Source organism: Acrocarpospora sp. B8E8 (genome assembly GCF_039871605.1).
Classification (GTDB): Bacteria; Actinomycetota; Actinomycetes; order Streptosporangiales; family Streptosporangiaceae; genus Acrocarpospora; species Acrocarpospora macrocephala.
Genome location: NZ_JBDPLV010000022.1, coordinates 40886 through 58086, shown reverse-complemented (window position 1 = coordinate 58086; position 17201 = coordinate 40886). Strand labels below are relative to the sequence as shown.

The window sequence follows — 17201 nt, the reverse complement described above, 5'->3', positions numbered from 1 at the left end:
GACACAAATGTCTACATTTATCACCATTCTTGGCACGGCCGGGGCGATCGCCCTGCTGATCGCATACGGCATGGTCTCCTCGTCGCGGTTGTCCGGCGACGGAGTCGCGTACCAGGCGATCAATCTGGGCGGGGCGCTCACGCTGGCGATCAACAGCGGCTATCACGGCGCCTGGCCGTCCGCGATCCTCAACGTGATCTGGACCGCCATCGGAGCGCTGGCCATCGGAAAGTTCATCGCGAAGCGCGCGGCCGCGCGCCCGGCGAAGGGAACCTGACATGGGCCTGCCGGCCGCGGGCATCCCGATCGTCGAGCACCTCACCAACCTGGGCGCGCTCCCGCTGTCCGGTGCCACGCCGCCCCTCCCGTGATCGCCGGCGCAAGAGCCACCCGACCTTCCGCATCAAAGGTCTCGGCTTCAGGCCGGCCCGATCACGGTGAGACGTGGGGCGCCGCGGACATCGCGTTGATGTCGTAGCCGTCCCCGACCACCCGCCAGCCGCGCAGGTCACGGCTGTGCGGCACGGCCTGAAAGCGGCGGATGCCCTCATGGGCGGCGACGACGGCCAGCCCGGAACCGCGCGCGTCGATCACGGCCTGATCGGCGTGCCTGGCGGCGCGGCTCAAGGCCATGGCCACGGCGGCGCCGGTGTCGCCGGTGGCGAGCACCACGAAATCGGTGGGCACCCCGTCGACCAGGGCGTCGGGGCGGTTTCCCAGCCGCCCGCGCGCCCCGGGATCCGCGGCCCCGACGGCGATCACCTCGTGACCGGCCGAGACCAGGAATTCGGCGACCCGCCGTTCGGCGTCGGAAAAACGACGAGCCCGCTCGTCCACCTGGCTCAGCCCGCTCTCCCCCACCCATCCAGCTTGGCAGTTAACCGATGGGAATGTCCCCTATTTCCGGTCAAGGATCAGTCGTCGCCATCGTCCTGGTCCTGGGCCTGCCACGCCTTGTTCCGCTCGGCCGCCGTCTTCAGGGCGTCCGCCGCCTCCACCTCCGAGGCGTACGGACCCATCCGGTCCTTGTTCGGGCAGCCCTGATCGGGCTCGACGCGCATGTGCTTCAGACAGAACCACCATTGCTCGCTCACGACCTCATCTTGCCCCGTCAGGGCACAACTAGACTTGCCCCATGACGACGCTGCTGCGCCCGGGGCGGATCTCACCCACCCGGAAGGTTCCCGCCCACATCGAGCGCCCGGAATATGTGGGCAAGCCGGAGCCCAAGCGCGGCGAATCAGACGTGCAGACCGCGGAGACCATCGAGCGGATGCGGATCGCGGGCCGGATCGCGGCGCAGGCCCTGGCCGAAGTCGGCAAGCACGTGGCGCCCGGCGTCACCACCGACGAACTCGACCGGATCGGCCACGAGTTCCTCTGCGACCACGACGCCTACCCGTCCACCCTTGGCTACCGCGGCTACCCGAAGTCCCTGTGCACCTCGATCAACGAGGTCATCTGCCACGGCATCCCCGACGACACGGTGCTGCGGGACGGCGACATCGTCAACGTGGACATCACCGCCTACATCGGCGGCGTGCACGGCGACACCGACGCCACCTACCTGGTCGGCGACGTCGACGAGGAGTCCCGCCTCCTGGTCGAGCGCACCCGCGAGGCCACCAACCGCGCGATCAAGGCCGTCGCCCCCGGCCGCCAGCTCAACATCGTCGGCCGCGTCATCGAGGCCTACGCCAAACGTTTCGGCTACGGCGTGGTCCGCGACTTCACCGGCCACGGCATCGCCCGCTCCTTCCACTCCGGCCTGATCGTCCCCCACTACGACGACCCCTCCCTGGCCGTCACCCTGGTCCCCGGCATGACCTTCACCATCGAGCCCATGCTCACCCTCGGCACCATCGACTACGAGATCTGGCCCGACCGCTGGACCGCCGTCACCAAGGACGGCAAACGCACCGCCCAGTTCGAGCACACCATCCTCGTCACCGAAACCGGCCACGAGATCCTGACCCTGCCGTAGTCCGGCCGCCGGAATTCAACAGCCGGCCTCCTTCGCGCGTGTTCCATGCGACAGATCAAGGAGGCTCGGCTGGTGAATGATGATCACCTTTTCGCGAAGTTCGTCGCGGAATCGGGCGACGCGCTCCTGCGCTACGGCTTCGTGCTGAGTGGCAACCCCACGCCGCTGGGCGACCGGCTGGCCGTCCAGGATCCCGGAGAGGGCCTCGCGATGCTGCTGTGGTTCGCCAGGAACGAGAAGGGCGACACGCTCTTCTGCACGGCCGGCCAGTCCCGGTCCGGCGGAGGCGCCTACGGCTGCAACGAGCCGGACGAGGAGAGCATGCCGACGGTCGTGGGCTCGACCAACCTGATCGCGGAGAAGGTGCTGTACTACGGCCTCACCAAGAGCGAGGTGACAGCCGTCACCACGCTCGTCGTCGGCGGCGGCAAGATCCCGAGCAGGGTCGAACATCCGGCGGGCACGCCATGGGCCATCTGGACCGCGACCGTCCCCCGCACGACCAGAATCGACGCTTTCGAGTTCACCGATGCCCAGAGCCAGGTGACGGAGCGGAAAAAGGAGTACGGCCACCTGAGCGAAGAGTTCACCGCCGAGCCGGTGGGCCCCGCCGCGACGCTGCCGCACGACCTGGTGGCCACCCTCGTGAAAACCCCCGACGAGACGCTGATCTGGCGGCTCGACGGCGACGTGATCGGCCAGCACCTGGTCAGGGCGAAGGACCTGCTGACGAACATGGGCGGCGACCGGTACCCGGTGTCGATGCAGGACCGAGGCGCCCACTGGTTCGGCATCACCGATTCGCGGACGGCCCGGGTGGACATGATCGCCCCCGACGGCACGGCCTCGACCGCCGCCACCCGGCGCAACCCGTGGAACATCGACGTACGCCTGTTCTCCGGCGTCCACCAGCGCACGAAGGACATCTACGCCGAAGGCTTCGAACTGGTCGGCTACGACGAGGCGGGCACCGTGCTCTGGCGCGAGTCCCAGCCCGCGGTGACCCCGCTCTGGCGCTGACCGGAGCGCGGTGAACGGCAGGACCGGCTCCCCGGATCAGGAGGAGCCGGTTTTGTTGGGTTTGCGGCGGTTGAGCTTGGCCAGGTACTCGTTGTAGGCGTCCAGTTCGGGGTCGCCGGTGCCGCCGGATTTGGCGGCGCGGGCGTCGGCGCGGCGGTCGGCGCGGCGGGCCTGGCGGTCGTCGGCCCGCCACCACTGGATGGCGAGGGCGATCACGACGATCAGGGTGGGGATCTCGCCGAAGGCCCAGGCGATGCCGCCGCCGAGTTTCTGATCGGCGACGGCGGTGTCGCCCCAGGTGCGGCCGAGCTGGTCATACCAGTCGGAGGCCAGCACGGTGCCCATGCTCATCAGGGCCAGGCCGAAGAAGGCGTGGAACGGCATGGTCACGAAGAGCAGGATGAGGCGGCCCACGTAGGGGAGCTGGATCGGGGCCGGGTCGACGCCGACGATGATCCAGAAGAACAGGCAGCCGGTGAGCAGGAAGTGGACCGACATCGCCAGGTGGCCCAGGTGCTCCTCCATCGCGGAGGCGAACAGGGGGGTGAAGTAGAGGGCGTAGGTGGAGGCGATGAACAGGGCGGTGGCGATGCCGGGGTGGCCGATGACGCGCATCGCCCGGCTGTGCAGGATGACCGTCAGCCATTCGCGGGGGCCGCGGTCGCCGCGGTGGGCGGCCGGTTTGAGCGCGCGCAGGGCCAGCGTGACGGGGGCGCCCAGGACCAGGAAGATCGGGATTAGCATGGACAGGATCATGTGCTCGGTCATGTGCACGCTGAACAGGACCGGGGCGTAGCGGGCCACGCCGCTCTGGGTGGCCAGCACCAGGATGGCCACGCCGGTGAACCAGGCCACGGTGCGGCCGACCGGCCAGGAGTCGCCGCGGCGGGACAGCCGGACCAGCCCGGCGGCGTACAGACCGCCCAGGGTGGCGGCGACGACGGCGAAGAACAGGTCGAACCACCACAGGGTGAGCAGGTTGCCGAGGGTGATCGGTGGCGGGACCAGGTAGCCGAGCAGATCGAAGGCGCGGTCGGTGGGAACGTCCACGGGGGGCGGGGCGGTCTGGGCGAGCGCGACCGCGACGCCCACGGTGGCCGCCATCAGCATGATCTCGCCGAGTGCCAGGCGCAGGAAGGCGCCCGGCTTTCCGGCGGTGAGCTGGGGAAGCGTGCGGCCGCGATGCCACCAGCCGATGACGCCCAGCACGCCGAAGGCGAGCAGTTTGGCCAGCAGGAGCAGGCCGTACGCGGAGGTGAAGAGGGCGTCTACGGTGGCGAGCCGGGCCACGACGCTGGCCAGCCCGGACAGGCCGACCCCGGCGAAGCACCACAGCGCCATCCGGGAGAACCGTTCGGCGGCCAGGGGGAGCTTGTCGGCGGACCTGATCGCGTGCACGCACAGCAGGCCCAGGCCACCCACCCAGACGGCGAGGAACAGCAGGTGGAAGGCGACCGAGGTGGTGGCCAGGCCGTGGTTGGGCGAGGAGGAGGAGTGCCCGGTCAGCGCCGGGGGCAGCAGCGTGACCAGCGCGAAGACCAGCAGGCCCCCGGCCGCGCCGACGGTGATCGCCCCGCGCGCGAACAGCGCGATGGACACCGCGAACAGCACCACCAGGGTGAGCGCGATGCCCTGCGGGGTCTGGCTGGCGTAGCTGGTGAGCTCGTTCCCGCCGAGGATCACCCCGATCGGCTGGCCCATCGACTGGGAGAGCCCGAACACCAGCGTGGACGCCGCCGCCACCGCCCACACCAGCGCGGCCCACGACGCGGCCTTCACATACTCCAGCGCCGGCTTCCCGAGCAGCCCCTTGTCGCTGGGCAGCAGCGCGGCGGCCATCAGCAGCAGGCCGACGGTGAGCACACCCGCCGCGTCCATGGACAGCTTGGAGAGCGGCACCATCCACCGGGTCAGCGCGCCCTCGTCCGGCAGCCCCGGAATGACCCGCGGCGTCGCCGCCCCGCCGGCCACCATCCCGATCACCAGGGCCCCGATGGCCGCGCACACGCCCGCGATCGCGAACCGCACCGTTCTGTTCATCCCCGGCCTCCGGCCTGTACGGCAACCGCCCCAGCCATCACAGTCCGCCCCGTCATGATCGTCAACATGCTCACGGCTTCTTCCGCATGCTGAACGCCATCCCGATGCCGATGCCCGCGAGCCCGAACACCACGACCCACACCCAGCCGGGCACGCTCGGCGATTCGGCGACCTGCGCCTCCGGGCTGGCCTCCACACTGGCCTCGACGCCGGCCTCCGCACTGGCCGACGGCGCGGCGGCCACCGGAGCGGCGGGAGTCTCCCCCGGCGACGGGGGCGGCACGAGCCTGAAGGGAATCTCGCCTTCGATCGGGTGGCCATCACGGGAGACGACCCGGTAGGCGATCGTGTAGGCGCCGCCGGGCAACTGCGGGCCGACATCCTGGAGGACCCTGGGACCGCGCACCTGGGGCTTGCCGTCCTCGTAACGCAGCCCGCCGGGGCCGGTGACGATCACGACGGGGAAGCGCACCGACTCGGTGAACTCCAGGGTCACCTTCTTGAGCGCCTCCACCCGGGTGTCCCGCAGCGGATCGCTGGTCCGCAGGGAGGTGTGCGCGAACGCCGGAGCGGTGCCCGACAGGAGCATGGCGAGGAAGGCCAGCGCGGCGGGGAGCGGGGAAATCTTCATGACGCCCCCAGGCTACCGACGCACGCGCTCGCTCCCTACCTCGCCGGTCCCATTCTCAGAGTCCGACGCACGAGAGTGCCCGCTGGTAGGCGTCCACACTGGCATCGTGGTCACCCAGCTGGGACATCGTCTCGGCGGCGTGATGCCAGCTCTCGGCCACCTTGCGAGTGGCGGAGAGGTGCTTGAGCGACTCCCCGGCCACCGAAAGCTCCGTAGTGCACTCCTGGTCCCTGCGCTGCATGAAGTAGATCTGGCCGAGCATCAGGTGTGCCTCGGAGTGCAGACTGCGGTTGTTCTCGCCGACCAGGTCCACGGCCTGCTGCGCGTAGCCGAGGGCGGCGTTCAGATCACCCAGGGCCAGTTCGCACCTGGCCAGGTAGAGCGAGCAGTGGATGATGTCACCCAGGCCGGCGGAGGACTCCTTCAGTTCGCTCATCGCGCGCAGCGTGATGTCGCGAGCGAGTTCGGCCTCGCTGGGGCGCACCTGGAGCAGCAGTTTGGCGTAGGCGCCGCGGAGCCGGGCAAGGTTACGGGGGCCGCCGGTCTCGGACTGGACCGCCAGGGCGCGCTCGATCAGCGACATGGCCTCCTCGCCGAAGCCGAGGTGCTCGGCGGTCACGGCGGCGTTCCAACAGGCGGCGACAGTCGAGCGTGGGGAGGCGAGCGTCTCGGCGGCTGACAGGAGCTCGGTGGCGAACTGCCGGGCCCTGAGCAGGTCACCGCGCCAGAAGTAGACCGAGAGCAGGGTGGCGCCGAGTTCTACCAGATCGTCGTTCCAGTGCTGGCGGGCGGTCTCGCCGAGGATGCGCTCGCCGACGTCGACACCTTCTTGGAAGTCGCCGCGCTCCCGGTAGCAACGGCAGAGCGCGACCGCGATCGCCACCCGGCGAGAGGGGGTCTGGGCCTCCGTGTCGGACTCGAGCAGGGAGTCCAGCATCTCGATCGCCTCGTCCAGCTCAGCGCACGCCTCCAGGGAGCGGGCGTAGCCGAACTGGACGTCCTGGCGGAGCGAGGCCAGACCAACGAGGCTCTTGTCGTCCATCAGTTCGCGGTAGCGACGGCGTGCCTCAAGGAACTCGCCGTTCTCCAGCGCCATCCGGGCGAAACGCAGCCCGAGGTCGAGTTCCTCCATCTGCTCGGCCGTGACACCGTTGACAAGATACGTCAACGAACAGTCGAGCTTCTGCGCAAGCAACTCCAAAACAGCGGGAGTTGGCGTACGCTTACCACTCTCGATGAGTGAGACGTATGAGTCTGACAATTCGGGATGGGCGAGCTGGGCCTGAGAGAGACCGCGTTGGCGGCGGATTGTTTTTATCCGCTGACCCACCAAATCTTGACTGGTCACATGCACCCCTTGAGAAGATGTAGGCCCCACAACCAAACACCGACGGGAGTTCCCCCCATGAAACGCCGCCTCGCCGTCTCTGTCGTAGCTGTCTTGATCGCAGCCGGAGTGGCTGTCTGGTTAAATGCTACGACCGCAGGCGCCGCCCCGTCTCCCCTACCGCAGTCACCAGCGTTCATGTGCTGCTGATTCGTTACGCGCGCAGCGCGTGAAGACGGGCCGACCTGGTGTGCTCAGGCGCAGCCCACGAGCACAGCAAGAGGCAAGACCGCGAGCCTCCACGTGGAGGAACGCGCACTGTCCACTTCTGGACACCGGCGCGGCACCTGCGCCGGACATGTGAAAACGTACGGGGTTAGTGGTTGACCATAGGCCGCCTAGAGCGCAGCGGCCGAAGGCCGACCGGAGCCCACGGTCCGATCGGGGCCTGGCCGCATCTCTCGCCAAGAGGTTTCACTCCACGGCCACCCCCTTTCGGGCCAGCATGACAAGGTAGTCGACTCCATTGTGGCGGCGCTTTCTGGAAGATTCCAGAGAGCGCCGCCTGACTGTGTGTCAGGAAGCACCACCACATCTTGTCACCAAGCGAACACTTTAGGTGACCGATTCCTGGAATTCGAATTCAGGACGCCCGAAGCGCGAGATAAAGGTCTACTCGATCCGCCATCGCGGAAAGATCTTTTCCCGTCAATTCCTCAACTCGCCGAATGCGATATCGCACCGTGTTCACATGCACGTGCAGATGCTCGGCGCAAGTGTTCCAGGAACCTGCACAATCAAGGAAAGTCCCGAGGGTACGCACAAGATCCGCCTGATGTTTTCTGTCATACGCGAAGAGCGGATCAAGCAACCGTTCCGAGAATGATCGGCGAACATCGCCGGGAACGGTCGCCAGCAGCAGTTCATGCGTGTAAATCTCGGCACTGGTGACCACCCCGCCCCCGCGCGCCTCCGCCATCCGGCGCGCGTGCCCCGCCTCCTCCACCCCACCGCGAATGGCGGCCGGACCGGTCAGGGCGGCGCTGACGCCGATCGACACCGCGACGCCCGGCAACGCCGCCACCCGGGCGGTCAGGGCCGCGGCGACCGCGGCGGCCGTACCCGCCCGAAGCGGGACCAGCGCGATCGCACCGTCGGCCGCGGCGGCGGCGACCACCCGGCGGTCCAAGAGCTCCTCCACCACCTGACCGCCCAGCACGGCGGGATCAGCGGACGGCTCGGCGACGGTGGCCGACACGACCGCGTACGGCTCCCCCGCGTCGATGCCGCACGTGCGCAGCCGGGCCGACAGCTCCGACAGGTCCGCGGTCCCAGCGGTGGCGAGCGCGATCAGTTGTTCCGCCAGCCGACGCTCGACCCGGCGGCCCCCCTCCATCCGGGTGCGTTCCAGCGCCACGCACGAGGCCAGCTCGTAGCCGATCTCCGGGTCCAGCTCGCCCCCGCAGACCAGCGCCCACCCGGCGGCCCGGTGCGCCCGGTCCACCGCGAAGATCGTGTACGGCCCGGCGGTCACCAGCGGCAGCCGTACCGCGCCGAGGAATTCGGCGGCCAGGCGGGAGGCGTCGGCCTCGGGCAGCGAACCGGCGATGACGGTTCCGGCGGCGGACACGACCGCGCCGGTGACGCCCAGTTCCGCCGACATCAGCGCGCACAGTTCGGTCAGGCTCGCACCCTCCGCCACGGCCGCCACGATGCGCCGGTGCCGCCCCAGCGCGCGGCGCAGGTCGCCGGCCTGCGCCCCGGCCAGGCGGCGGGTGACGGCCTCGGTGACCGCGCCGAAGGACACCTCGACCGGCACCTCGATCAGCGGCAGGCCGCGCTCCCGGCAGGCCGCCAGCAGATCCTCGGGGATGTGGCCGAGCTTGGCGTCCCCGGCGGCCAGCGCGGCCACGCCGCCGCGCACCAGGATGTCCACGAACCGCCACGAGTCGGCGGGCTCCTGCCGCCACATCATCCCGGTCAGCACGAGCTCGCCGCCGGACAGGTAGCGCCCCGGATCGGGCAGGTCGGTGATGAGCGCGCCGGTGATCTCGGCCTGCGTCTCCCCGGCGAGCAGGATGAGCCGCAGATCGTCGAGGGCCAGCAGATCGCGTATCTGCACACGCCCACACTATTTGGACGAATCTACAAGGCGCAGCCGCCGCCCGGTCCCGCGTTTCATGGCCGCACCTCTAGGCCGCCCGTGAGCTGGGCTGATCTACTCGCTCTATGAGCATTGCCACGGGACAGAGCCAGGGCGTCGGCCAGAGCGCGCTGCGTCCGGACGGGACGCTGAAGGTCACCGGCGAGTTCGCCTACTCCTCCGACCTGTGGCTGGACGGCATGCTCTGGGGCGCCACCCTGCGCAGCCCGCACCCGTCGGCGTGGATCAAATCCATCGACATCGCCCCCGCCCTGGCCATGCCCGGCGTGTACGCCGTGCTCACCCACGAGGACGTGCCCGGCGCGAAGTTCTACGGCCTGGAGCACAAGGACCAGCCGGTCCTCGCCATCGACCAGGTCCGCTACCAGGGCGAGCCGGTGGCCCTGGTGGCCGCCGACCACCCCGAGACGGCCCGCCGCGCCGCCGACGCCATCCAGGTCTGGTACGAGCTGCGCGAAGCGGTCACCGACCCCCGCCGCGCCGCCTTCGACCCCGCCTGCCCCCAGGTCAACCCGCACGGCAACGTGGTCCGCCACCAGCCCGTCCGGGTGGGCTCGGAGTTCACCGCAGACGTCGTGGTGACCGGCGAGTACGAGGTCGGCATGCAGGACCAGGCCTTCCTCGGCCCCGAGTCCGGCCTGGCCGTGCCCGCCGAGGACGGCGGCGTCGACCTCTACATCGCCACCCAGTGGCTGCACGTCGACCAGGACCAGGTCGCGCCCTGCCTCGGCCTGCCCAAGGACAAGGTCCGCCTCACCCTGGCCGGGGTCGGCGGCGCGTTCGGCGCCCGCGAGGACCTGTCCATGCAGATCCACGCCTCGATGCTGGCCCTGCGCACCGGCAAACCCATCAAGATCGTGTACGGCCGGGAGGAGTCCTTCTTCGGCCACGTGCACCGCCACCCGGCCTGGATGCGCTACGAGCACGGCGCGACCAAGGGCGGCGACCTGGTCTACGTCAAGGCCGAGATCGTCCTGGACGGCGGCGCGTACACCTCCTCCTCCCCCGCCGTGGTCGGCAACGCGGCTTCGCTGGGGGTGGGCCCGTACGAGGTGGACAACATCTGGATCGACGCGTACGGGACCTACACCAACAACCCGCCGTGCGGGGCGATGCGCGGGTTCGGCGCGGTGCAGGCCTGCTACGCGCATGAGTCGCAGATGGACCGCCTGGCCGAGGCGTGCGGGCTCTCCCCCGTCGAGATCCGGGTGCGGAACGCGGTGTCGCAGGGGTCGAAGCTGGCCACCGGGCAGGTGGTGGACACGCCCGCGCCGCTGGCCGGCATGCTGCGCGAGCTGGCGGCGATGCCGCTGCCGGGGCCCGGCTCGGCGGATCTGCGCGCGCTCCCCGGCGGGGTCGCGCAGACCACGCACGGCGAGGGGGTGCGCCGGGGCGTCGGCTACGGGGTGGGGATCAAGAACATCTGCTTCTCCGAGGGGTTCGACGACTACTCCACCGCGCGGGTCCGGGTGGAGCTGCTGGGCGGCGAGCCGCACGTGCTGGTGCACACGGCGGCGGCCGAGGTGGGCCAGGGGCTGATCATGGTCAAGAGCCAGATCGCCAGGACCGAGCTGGGCATCGAGCGGGTGACGATCGTCCCGGCCGACACCTCGGTGGGCTCGGCGGGGTCGTCGTCGGCGTCGCGGCAGTCGTACATGACCGGCGGCGCGGTCAAGGTGGCCTGCGAGGCGGTGCGGGAGCGGCTGGACAAGCTGACGGCGGGCGGGGCCACGCTGACGGAGGTGCTGGCGGACGGGCCGATCGAGGAGACCAGGGAGTTCCGGCACCGGCGCACGTTCCCGATGGATCCGGTGACGGGGCAGGGCGACTCGCACACCCAGCTGGCGTTGTGCGTGCACCGGGCGGTGGTGGACGTGGACGTGGAGCTGGGCCTGGTCAAGGTGGTGGAGCTGGCGGCGGTGCAGGATGTGGGGCGGATCATCAATCCGCTCGCGCTGGAGGGGCAGATCCACGGGGGGTCGGCGCAGGGGCTGGGGCTGGCGCTGATGGAGGAGATCCAGGTCAGGGACGGCAAGGTGCTCAACCCGTCGTTCACCGACTATCTGATCCCGACGATCCTGGATATGCCGCCGATGCGGCTGTCGATCCTGGAGAACCCGGACCCGCACGCGCCCTATGGTCTGCGCGGCGCGGGTGAGCCGCCGACGTTGTCGTCCACACCCGCCATCGCCGCCGCCGTCAGGGACGCGACCGGGCTCGCGCTGACGCGGGTGCCGATCCGGCCGGACGACATCGCCCTCGCCGGTTAGACATCGTCGCGGTCGCAGGCGACGCCGTCGTTGTCCTTGTCGACATACCACGCGTACTGCGGGTGGGTGCCCTTGAAGAAGGGCCCGGCGCCCGCCGCGATGGCCTCACGGCAGCTCGCGTATTTGGTCTCATTGTTTCCGCTGGCCGCGGGGCTGGGGTTGTCGCCCGCCTGCGGCGCCAGCGGCTGGCCGGTGTTCTGCGGCGTTCCTGATTGCGTCACCGCGGGGTCGGTGAGACCAGGGTCGGTGACGGGCGGCGGAGTCACGACGGCGGGAGACTGCGCCGGGGGCGCGGACGCGGGACCGCTCAGGCGGGCCAGCAGGGCCACCGCCTCCTGCTGGGTGAAGCCGGCGATGCTCAGGCTGTCCTCGGTGATCTCCTGCGCCACCCGGGGGGCGGCCACCACCTTGTCGGCGACCACGATGGCCAGCTGCCGGTTGACCGTGTCCCTGGTCAGGTCGGCGATCTGGGCGCGGCTGTCCGGCGCGAGCACGACCCGGACCGCGTACTTCCCGTCGCTCTCGGCGAGCGACTCGATCTTCTGCACCACCGCGACGGTGACCCCGGGCTCCAGCTGGTAGCACGTGGCCCCGGCGTCGTCGGGAACCATCTCGGCGCCCGCGCAGGGACCGGGCCCGACCAGCTCGACCGGCGCGAAGTGGATGGGCGTGGCCAGCCGGCGCAGCGTCGTGGTGGACAGCGGCGGCGCGTCCGGATTGCGGGTCATCAGCACCGCGACCGTGGCCAGCACCCCGCTCATCACCACCACCAGCATGAGCGCCACGGCCAGCGCCACGGTGGTGCGCCGGGTGGCCTGCGGCGGCCCGGGCGGAGCCGCGGGGCCGCCAGGCCCAGGTTCTCCCGGACCTAATGGACCTCCAGGGCCCGCCGCGCCGCCCCCCGGCGGGGGCTCAGCCGCGCCCGGCGTGTTCTGCATCCCGACCTCGATCCCTACCATCGCCCGCCGAGCCTACCGAGGTCCGCCAGCGCACGGTAATCAGATGACAGTCTGTCACCAAGCGAGCCGAACATCTGTCAGACTGCCCGCCGCGACACGGGTAGAGCATCCCTATGAGGGTCGCAGTTCCACGCGAGGTCAAGAACAACGAGTTCCGGGTCGCGCTCACCCCCGCCGGGGCGCACGAGCTGGTCCGCCACGGGCACCAGGTGTTCGTGGAGCGGGACGCGGGCGCGGGCTCGGCCATCCCGGACGCCGGCTTCGCCGCCGCCGGGGCCACCCTGCTCGACAGCGCCGACGACGTGTGGGCCACGGGCGACCTGATCCTCAAGGTGAAGGAGCCGGTGCCGCAGGAGTACCACCGGATGCGCAAGGGCCAGGTGCTCTTCACCTACCTGCATCTGGCCGCGTCGGAGGCGTGCACCCGGGCGATGCTGGAGTCGGGGGTGACCGGCATCGCGTACGAGACGGTGCAGACCGCGTCCGGCGCGCTGCCGCTGCTGGCCCCGATGTCGGAGGTGGCCGGCCGGCTGGCCCCGCAGGTCGGCGCCTACCACCTGATGCGGCAGGGGGGCGGGCGCGGGGTGCTGATGGGCGGCGTGCCGGGCGTGTACGCGGCGAAGGTGGTGGTGATCGGGGCCGGCGTGTCGGGCATGAACGCGGCGGCGATCGCGCTCGGCATGCAGGCCGAGGTGCTGCTGCTGGACCGGGACATCGACCGGCTCCGGCAGGCCGAGGCGATCTATCGCGGGCACTGCAAGACGGTCGCGTCCTACGCGCAGGAGGTGGAGCGGGCGGTGCTGGACGCGGACCTGGTGATCGGCGCGGTGCTGGTGGCCGGGGCCAGAGCCCCGAAGCTGGTGGACAACGACCTGGTGAGCCGGATGAAGCGGGGCTCGGTGCTGGTGGACATCTCCATCGACCAGGGCGGCTGCTTCGCCGACTCCCGGCCCACCACCCACGACGACCCGGTCTACCGGGTGCACGACTCGGTCTTCTACTGCGTGGCCAACATGCCGGGCGCGGTCCCGCACACCTCCACGTACGCGCTGACCAACGTCACCGTGCCGTACGCGCTGGCGATCGCGGACCTGGGCTGGCGGGCCGCGCTGGCCGCGGACGAGGCGCTGGCGCGCGGCCTCAACACGCACCAGGGGCACCTCACCAACCGGGCCGTGGCCGAAGCGCACGGGCTGGCGTGGGTGCCCCTGGCGAAGCTGCCGGCGTGACCGGTCAGGAGGACGGGCTCGGGCTGGCCATCGGCAAGTCGGTCGCCGCCGTCGCCGACGGCTCGGCGGACGGAGCGGTCTCCGGGATCACGGCCTCGGCCGCGGTCTGGTCGACGCCGCCGGTGCACGCGGCACCCCGCTCCGGTGTGTCAGGGCCCTGCTTGAACTTCCTGATGAAAGCGGCGATGTCGGGCGAGTCCGCCGAGTCCACGGCCAGGTTGTGGTTCCAGGACGAGAGGGCGACCTTCGACGGCAGCCCCGGGTACGGGCTGAGCAGCATGTAGTCCGAGGAGGCGTGGTTGCGCAGCTTGGCGACGTCCGCCTCGGGCAGGTCCGGCTGGTAGGTGATCCAGACCGCGCCGTGCTCCATCGAGTGCACGGCCGTCTCGTTGTTGATCGGCTGGTCGTAGATGCCGCAGTTCTGCCACGTGGGGTTGTGCTCACCGCCCACCGGCGGGACCTCCGCATACTTCACCTTGATCCCGATGTGCTGCGACCCCTTGTAGGTGAAGTTCTTCACCTTGGGCAGCATCGCCGCCTCGGCCGAGGCGGCCTGCTTCTCGACCTCGGACTTGTTCATCTCCTCGCGGATGATGACGAAGGCCACCGCGCCCACCACGATTGCGATGACGAGGCCGCCGATGCCCCACATCAGGAACGCGGTCCTGCGTTCCTTGCGCTTCTGCTCGGCGCGCATGCGGGCCAGATGTTCACGCCGTGCCTGCGCCTTTTCCTTGGTCATCGACCCTCCATCACGCAATCACATATGGGTATGGAGAATAGTGGGTATAGACAGGCGTTTGGTTCGCTGATCCCCTTGCCCTAGTAACCTGAGAGTGATGAACAGCCCCCGTTTCCGCCCGCTTCCAATCCTCGGGGTACTCGCCGTCCTGGTCGCGGCCGCCCTGATCATCGTGACCCTCACCAGGTCCGGCACGCCCGGCGACGTCTCGGCCGAGGCGGGATTCTCCCGTGACATGGCCGTTCACCACGCCCAGGCGGTGGACATGTCGTTCGTGGCCAGGGATGCCAGCACGGATCCGGATCTGCGTACCTTCGCGTACGACATCATCAACACCCAGAGCACCCAGCGTGGAATTTTCATCGGCTGGCTGGACCAGTGGGGTCTCACCCAGACCTCCACCCAGCCGGTGATGACCTGGATGTCGGGTCACGGGCACGCGGGCACCCCCGGGGTCATGCCCGGCATGGCCAGCGCCGAGGAGATGGCGAAGCTGCGGGCGGCCACCGGCGTCGCGGGGGAGATCCTCTTCCTGCAGCTGATGATCCGCCACCACGAGGGCGGCGTGGACATGTCCAAGGGCGTGCTCCAGCTGACCAGCCGGAGCGAGGTGCGGACGATGGCGCAGCACATCGTGGACGGCCAGACGGCCGAGATCAGCGTGATGAAGGAGATGCTCGCCAAACGCGGCGGGCAGCCGTTGCCATCGATACTCAAGTGAGCCCGTGTCACCCTGCGCGGGAAGCCTCCGGTCAGGGCACCATGGAAACGACCGGAGGGAAGAGAATTGAATCAGGAGCCGGAGAGCCGCCTTGAGGTGAGCATCTCGGCCGAGGTCGAAGCGGGGCAATACGCCAATTTCGCTTCGGTCTGGCACACCCGGGATGGGTTCGTTCTGGATTTCGCGGTGATCACGAGGCCGCCGGGTCTGGCCGACGATCCTTCATCGGGCGAGCAGTATCTGAGCGTGCCCACCCGGATCGTCAGCCGGATCAGGATCCCGCCGGCTCAGGTGTTCGAGCTGATGAAGGCCCTGGAACAGCAGCTCAGCGCGTACGAGAGCGAGACCGGTCAGAAGGTGTGATCAGCTCGCCCTGGCGGGCGAACTCCACGTCGGGCCACTCCTTGGCCAGCGCGTCCAGCTGGTCGTCGGTGCGGGTCGGCGCGTGGTGGGTGAGCAGCAGGCGGCGGGCTCCGCAGCGTTCGGCGAAGGCGAGCGCGTCGGTGATCGTGGCGTGGCCGTACGCGTCGGCGAGGGCCTGCTCCTCGGGGCGGAACTGGCCGTCGTGGATGAGCAGGTCGGCGTCGGCCGCCAGCTCCTCGGCGGCCGACGAGCCGAGCTGGGGGGCGTGGTCGGGGAGGTAGACCACCGAGGTGCCGCCGAGCTCGACCCGGGTGCCGACGGTGACGCCGCCCTTGTGGGTGATCTCGGCCTGCCGCACGGTCATCCCGGCCAGCTCGCGCAGCGGCGCGGACGAGGTGAACGACCAGTCGCCCTGCAGGCCGTCCGGTTCGATCGGGAAGTGCGGCGGGGACATCGCCCGGGTCAGGGTGGCGAGCGGGTCGGCGCCGGGGATGATCAGTTCGACCTGGGCGTCCGGATGGTCGACGGCCCGGCTGAACGGCAGGCCCTGGACGTGGTCCCAGTGCAGGTGGCTGAGGAGGATCGGGCCGCGAAAGGGCCCGGACAGCTGCCTGATGCCCGTGCCGGCGTCCAGCACCAGTGCCGGAACATCCCCGGCGGGCAGCACCGCCACGCAGCTGGTGTGCCCGCCGTAGCGGACGAACTCGGGCCCGGGGGCGGGGGTGGAGCCGCGCACGCCGAGGAACAGGAGCCTCACGCGTGTTCCTCCCGGCGGTGCCCGGCGGCGAGATGCTCGAGGGCGGCCCGGTCGATGGTGTCGGCGGTGGCCTCGGCCACCCGGATCGGGGTGACCGCGGTCAGGGTGGCCGTCCGGTGCCCGGTCTCCAGCACGGCCCGCTCGCCCAGCACCACGCCGGGGCCGAGCTCGCCGAGCGTGCGGCCGTCCACGTCCACCGTCACCACGCCGTCCAGCAGCAGGAACAGCGAGTCGCCCCGGTCGCCCTGGCGGACCAGGGTCTGGCCGCCGGCCAGCTCGCGGACCAGCGGCTTGCGGCCGCCGCGCATGATCAGCCGGGACAGCTCGCGCTCCAGCGCGGTCTCGGCGGCGGTGACCACGACCGGGGAGTCCTCCGCGCCCCACGGGGTCGCCGTCTGCGCCGCCCAGGCCTTGAAGTCGGTGATCCCGGCCTTGAGGGTGAGCGCGCCGTCCGGGCCGTACACCCAGTGCCGGGGGAACGGGCTGGCCCCGCTCAGGCCGATCTCGCCGCGGCCGTCGGCGTGCAGGGTGACCGTGAGCGTGGTCCACACCAGCGGGGACTGCCAGCGCGCGAACGGCGCGGTGGCGGCGGGGCGCGGGAACGGGAGCGCGGTCCGGCCGCCGGCCGACTGGGTGACCTTGATCCAGCCGTCCCCGAACTCGGCCTCGCCGCGCAGGTCGGGCAGGCCGATCGCGGCGAAGGTGGCCCCGAGCGGGCCGACCCGGACGGTGGTGGAGCCCATCAGGCCGCCGCCGTCCACGCCGTAGCCGACCGCCTGGCCGTCCTCGAAGTCGGCCCAGACGCGCAGCCGGTTGGCGAAGCGGAACCGGTCGGCCTGGCGCAGGCTCTCCAGGTCGTCGATCCGGGCCGGGGGCGGGTCGTCGTAGTGGGAGATCCCGGCGGTGAACATGGTCTTGGTGTAACCCTTCACCGCCTCGGACGGAATCCAGGACAGGGACGTCGCCTCTGATTCCACACGCATGCTGGCCTCCT

17 protein-coding genes are annotated in these 17201 nt (G+C 70.3%); 7 read left to right on the top strand and 10 right to left on the bottom strand.

Annotated features, from left to right (window positions below):
- Positions 1-7: 7 nt before the first annotated feature.
- Positions 8-277 carry a hypothetical protein gene (locus ABGB08_RS22410; RefSeq protein WP_347593269.1) on the top strand — a complete coding sequence of 90 codons (270 nt, stop codon included), beginning with the start codon at positions 8-10 and terminating at the stop codon, positions 275-277.
- 155 nt (positions 278-432) lie between these two features.
- Here ABGB08_RS22410 and ABGB08_RS22405 read toward each other — a convergent pair whose 3' ends face one another.
- Complete coding sequence (locus ABGB08_RS22405; RefSeq protein ID WP_347593267.1) at positions 433-861, bottom strand: hypothetical protein; 429 nt, start codon at positions 859-861, stop codon at positions 433-435.
- 53 nt (positions 862-914) lie between these two features.
- On the bottom strand, positions 915-1094 hold the full coding sequence (locus tag ABGB08_RS22400; protein ID WP_347593265.1) for a hypothetical protein: 180 nt from the start codon (positions 1092-1094) through the stop codon (positions 915-917).
- Positions 1095-1135: 41 nt separating this feature from the next.
- Between ABGB08_RS22400 and map the strand changes: the two genes are divergently transcribed.
- On the top strand, positions 1136-1984 hold the full coding sequence (gene map, locus ABGB08_RS22395) for a type I methionyl aminopeptidase (protein WP_347593263.1): 849 nt from the start codon (positions 1136-1138) through the stop codon (positions 1982-1984).
- 72 nt (positions 1985-2056) lie between these two features.
- Positions 2057-3004: a hypothetical protein gene (locus ABGB08_RS22390; RefSeq protein ID WP_347593261.1), complete on the top strand. Its 948-nt coding sequence runs from the start codon at positions 2057-2059 to the stop codon at positions 3002-3004.
- Positions 3005-3040: 36 nt separating this feature from the next.
- Here the strand turns inward: ABGB08_RS22390 and ABGB08_RS22385 are convergent, their stop codons facing one another.
- The 4 genes from ABGB08_RS22385 to ABGB08_RS22370 all read right to left on the bottom strand — a co-directional run bounded on the left by ABGB08_RS22385 (position 3041) and on the right by ABGB08_RS22370 (position 9124).
- Entirely contained in the window at positions 3041-5044 is a 2004-nt protein-coding gene (locus ABGB08_RS22385; protein WP_347593259.1) for a cytochrome c oxidase assembly protein, read from the bottom strand.
- A gap of 70 nt (positions 5045-5114) precedes the next feature.
- A complete protein-coding gene (locus ABGB08_RS22380) occupies positions 5115-5675 on the bottom strand; it encodes a copper resistance CopC family protein (protein ID WP_347593257.1) in 561 nt (186 codons plus the stop codon).
- A 55-nt stretch (positions 5676-5730) separates the two neighbouring features.
- The gene (locus tag ABGB08_RS22375; RefSeq protein ID WP_344447932.1) at positions 5731-7005 is read right to left on the bottom strand and encodes a helix-turn-helix transcriptional regulator; all 1275 of its coding nucleotides are present in this window, start codon (positions 7003-7005) and stop codon (positions 5731-5733) included.
- A gap of 640 nt (positions 7006-7645) precedes the next feature.
- The gene (locus ABGB08_RS22370; RefSeq protein ID WP_347593255.1) at positions 7646-9124 is read right to left on the bottom strand and encodes a PucR family transcriptional regulator; all 1479 of its coding nucleotides are present in this window, start codon (positions 9122-9124) and stop codon (positions 7646-7648) included.
- A 107-nt stretch (positions 9125-9231) separates the two neighbouring features.
- Between ABGB08_RS22370 and ABGB08_RS22365 the strand changes: the two genes are divergently transcribed.
- Entirely contained in the window at positions 9232-11436 is a 2205-nt protein-coding gene (locus tag ABGB08_RS22365; RefSeq protein WP_347593253.1) for a molybdopterin cofactor-binding domain-containing protein, read from the top strand.
- Here ABGB08_RS22365 and ABGB08_RS22360 read toward each other — a convergent pair.
- Positions 11433-12395: an excalibur calcium-binding domain-containing protein gene (locus tag ABGB08_RS22360; RefSeq protein ID WP_347593251.1), complete on the bottom strand. Its 963-nt coding sequence runs from the start codon at positions 12393-12395 to the stop codon at positions 11433-11435. The two genes, ABGB08_RS22365 and ABGB08_RS22360, sit on opposite strands and share 4 nt — an antisense overlap.
- Positions 12396-12508: 113 nt before the next feature.
- Here ABGB08_RS22360 and ald point away from each other — a divergent pair, with 113 nt between their 5' ends.
- Entirely contained in the window at positions 12509-13624 is a 1116-nt protein-coding gene (ald, locus tag ABGB08_RS22355) for an alanine dehydrogenase (RefSeq protein ID WP_347593249.1), read from the top strand.
- A gap of 4 nt (positions 13625-13628) precedes the next feature.
- Here the strand turns inward: ald and ABGB08_RS22350 are convergent, their stop codons facing one another.
- The gene (locus ABGB08_RS22350) at positions 13629-14366 is read right to left on the bottom strand and encodes a DUF3105 domain-containing protein (RefSeq protein WP_155356062.1); all 738 of its coding nucleotides are present in this window, start codon (positions 14364-14366) and stop codon (positions 13629-13631) included.
- A gap of 97 nt (positions 14367-14463) precedes the next feature.
- Here ABGB08_RS22350 and ABGB08_RS22345 point away from each other — a divergent pair, with 97 nt between their 5' ends.
- On the top strand, positions 14464-15087 hold the full coding sequence (locus ABGB08_RS22345; protein WP_347593247.1) for a DUF305 domain-containing protein: 624 nt from the start codon (positions 14464-14466) through the stop codon (positions 15085-15087).
- Between the two features lie 66 nt (positions 15088-15153).
- Entirely contained in the window at positions 15154-15450 is a 297-nt protein-coding gene (locus ABGB08_RS22340; RefSeq protein WP_155347209.1) for a DUF3467 domain-containing protein, read from the top strand.
- Here ABGB08_RS22340 and ABGB08_RS22335 read toward each other — a convergent pair.
- Both ABGB08_RS22335 and ABGB08_RS22330 read right to left on the bottom strand, forming a co-directional pair.
- Positions 15413-16207 carry an MBL fold metallo-hydrolase gene (locus ABGB08_RS22335; protein ID WP_347593245.1) on the bottom strand — a complete coding sequence of 265 codons (795 nt, stop codon included), beginning with the start codon at positions 16205-16207 and terminating at the stop codon, positions 15413-15415. The two genes, ABGB08_RS22340 and ABGB08_RS22335, sit on opposite strands and share 38 nt — an antisense overlap.
- On the bottom strand, positions 16204-17190 hold the full coding sequence (locus ABGB08_RS22330; protein ID WP_347593243.1) for a cyclic nucleotide-binding domain-containing protein: 987 nt from the start codon (positions 17188-17190) through the stop codon (positions 16204-16206). The genes ABGB08_RS22335 and ABGB08_RS22330 overlap by 4 nt, the downstream gene beginning before the upstream one ends.
- Positions 17191-17201 lie beyond the last annotated feature (11 nt).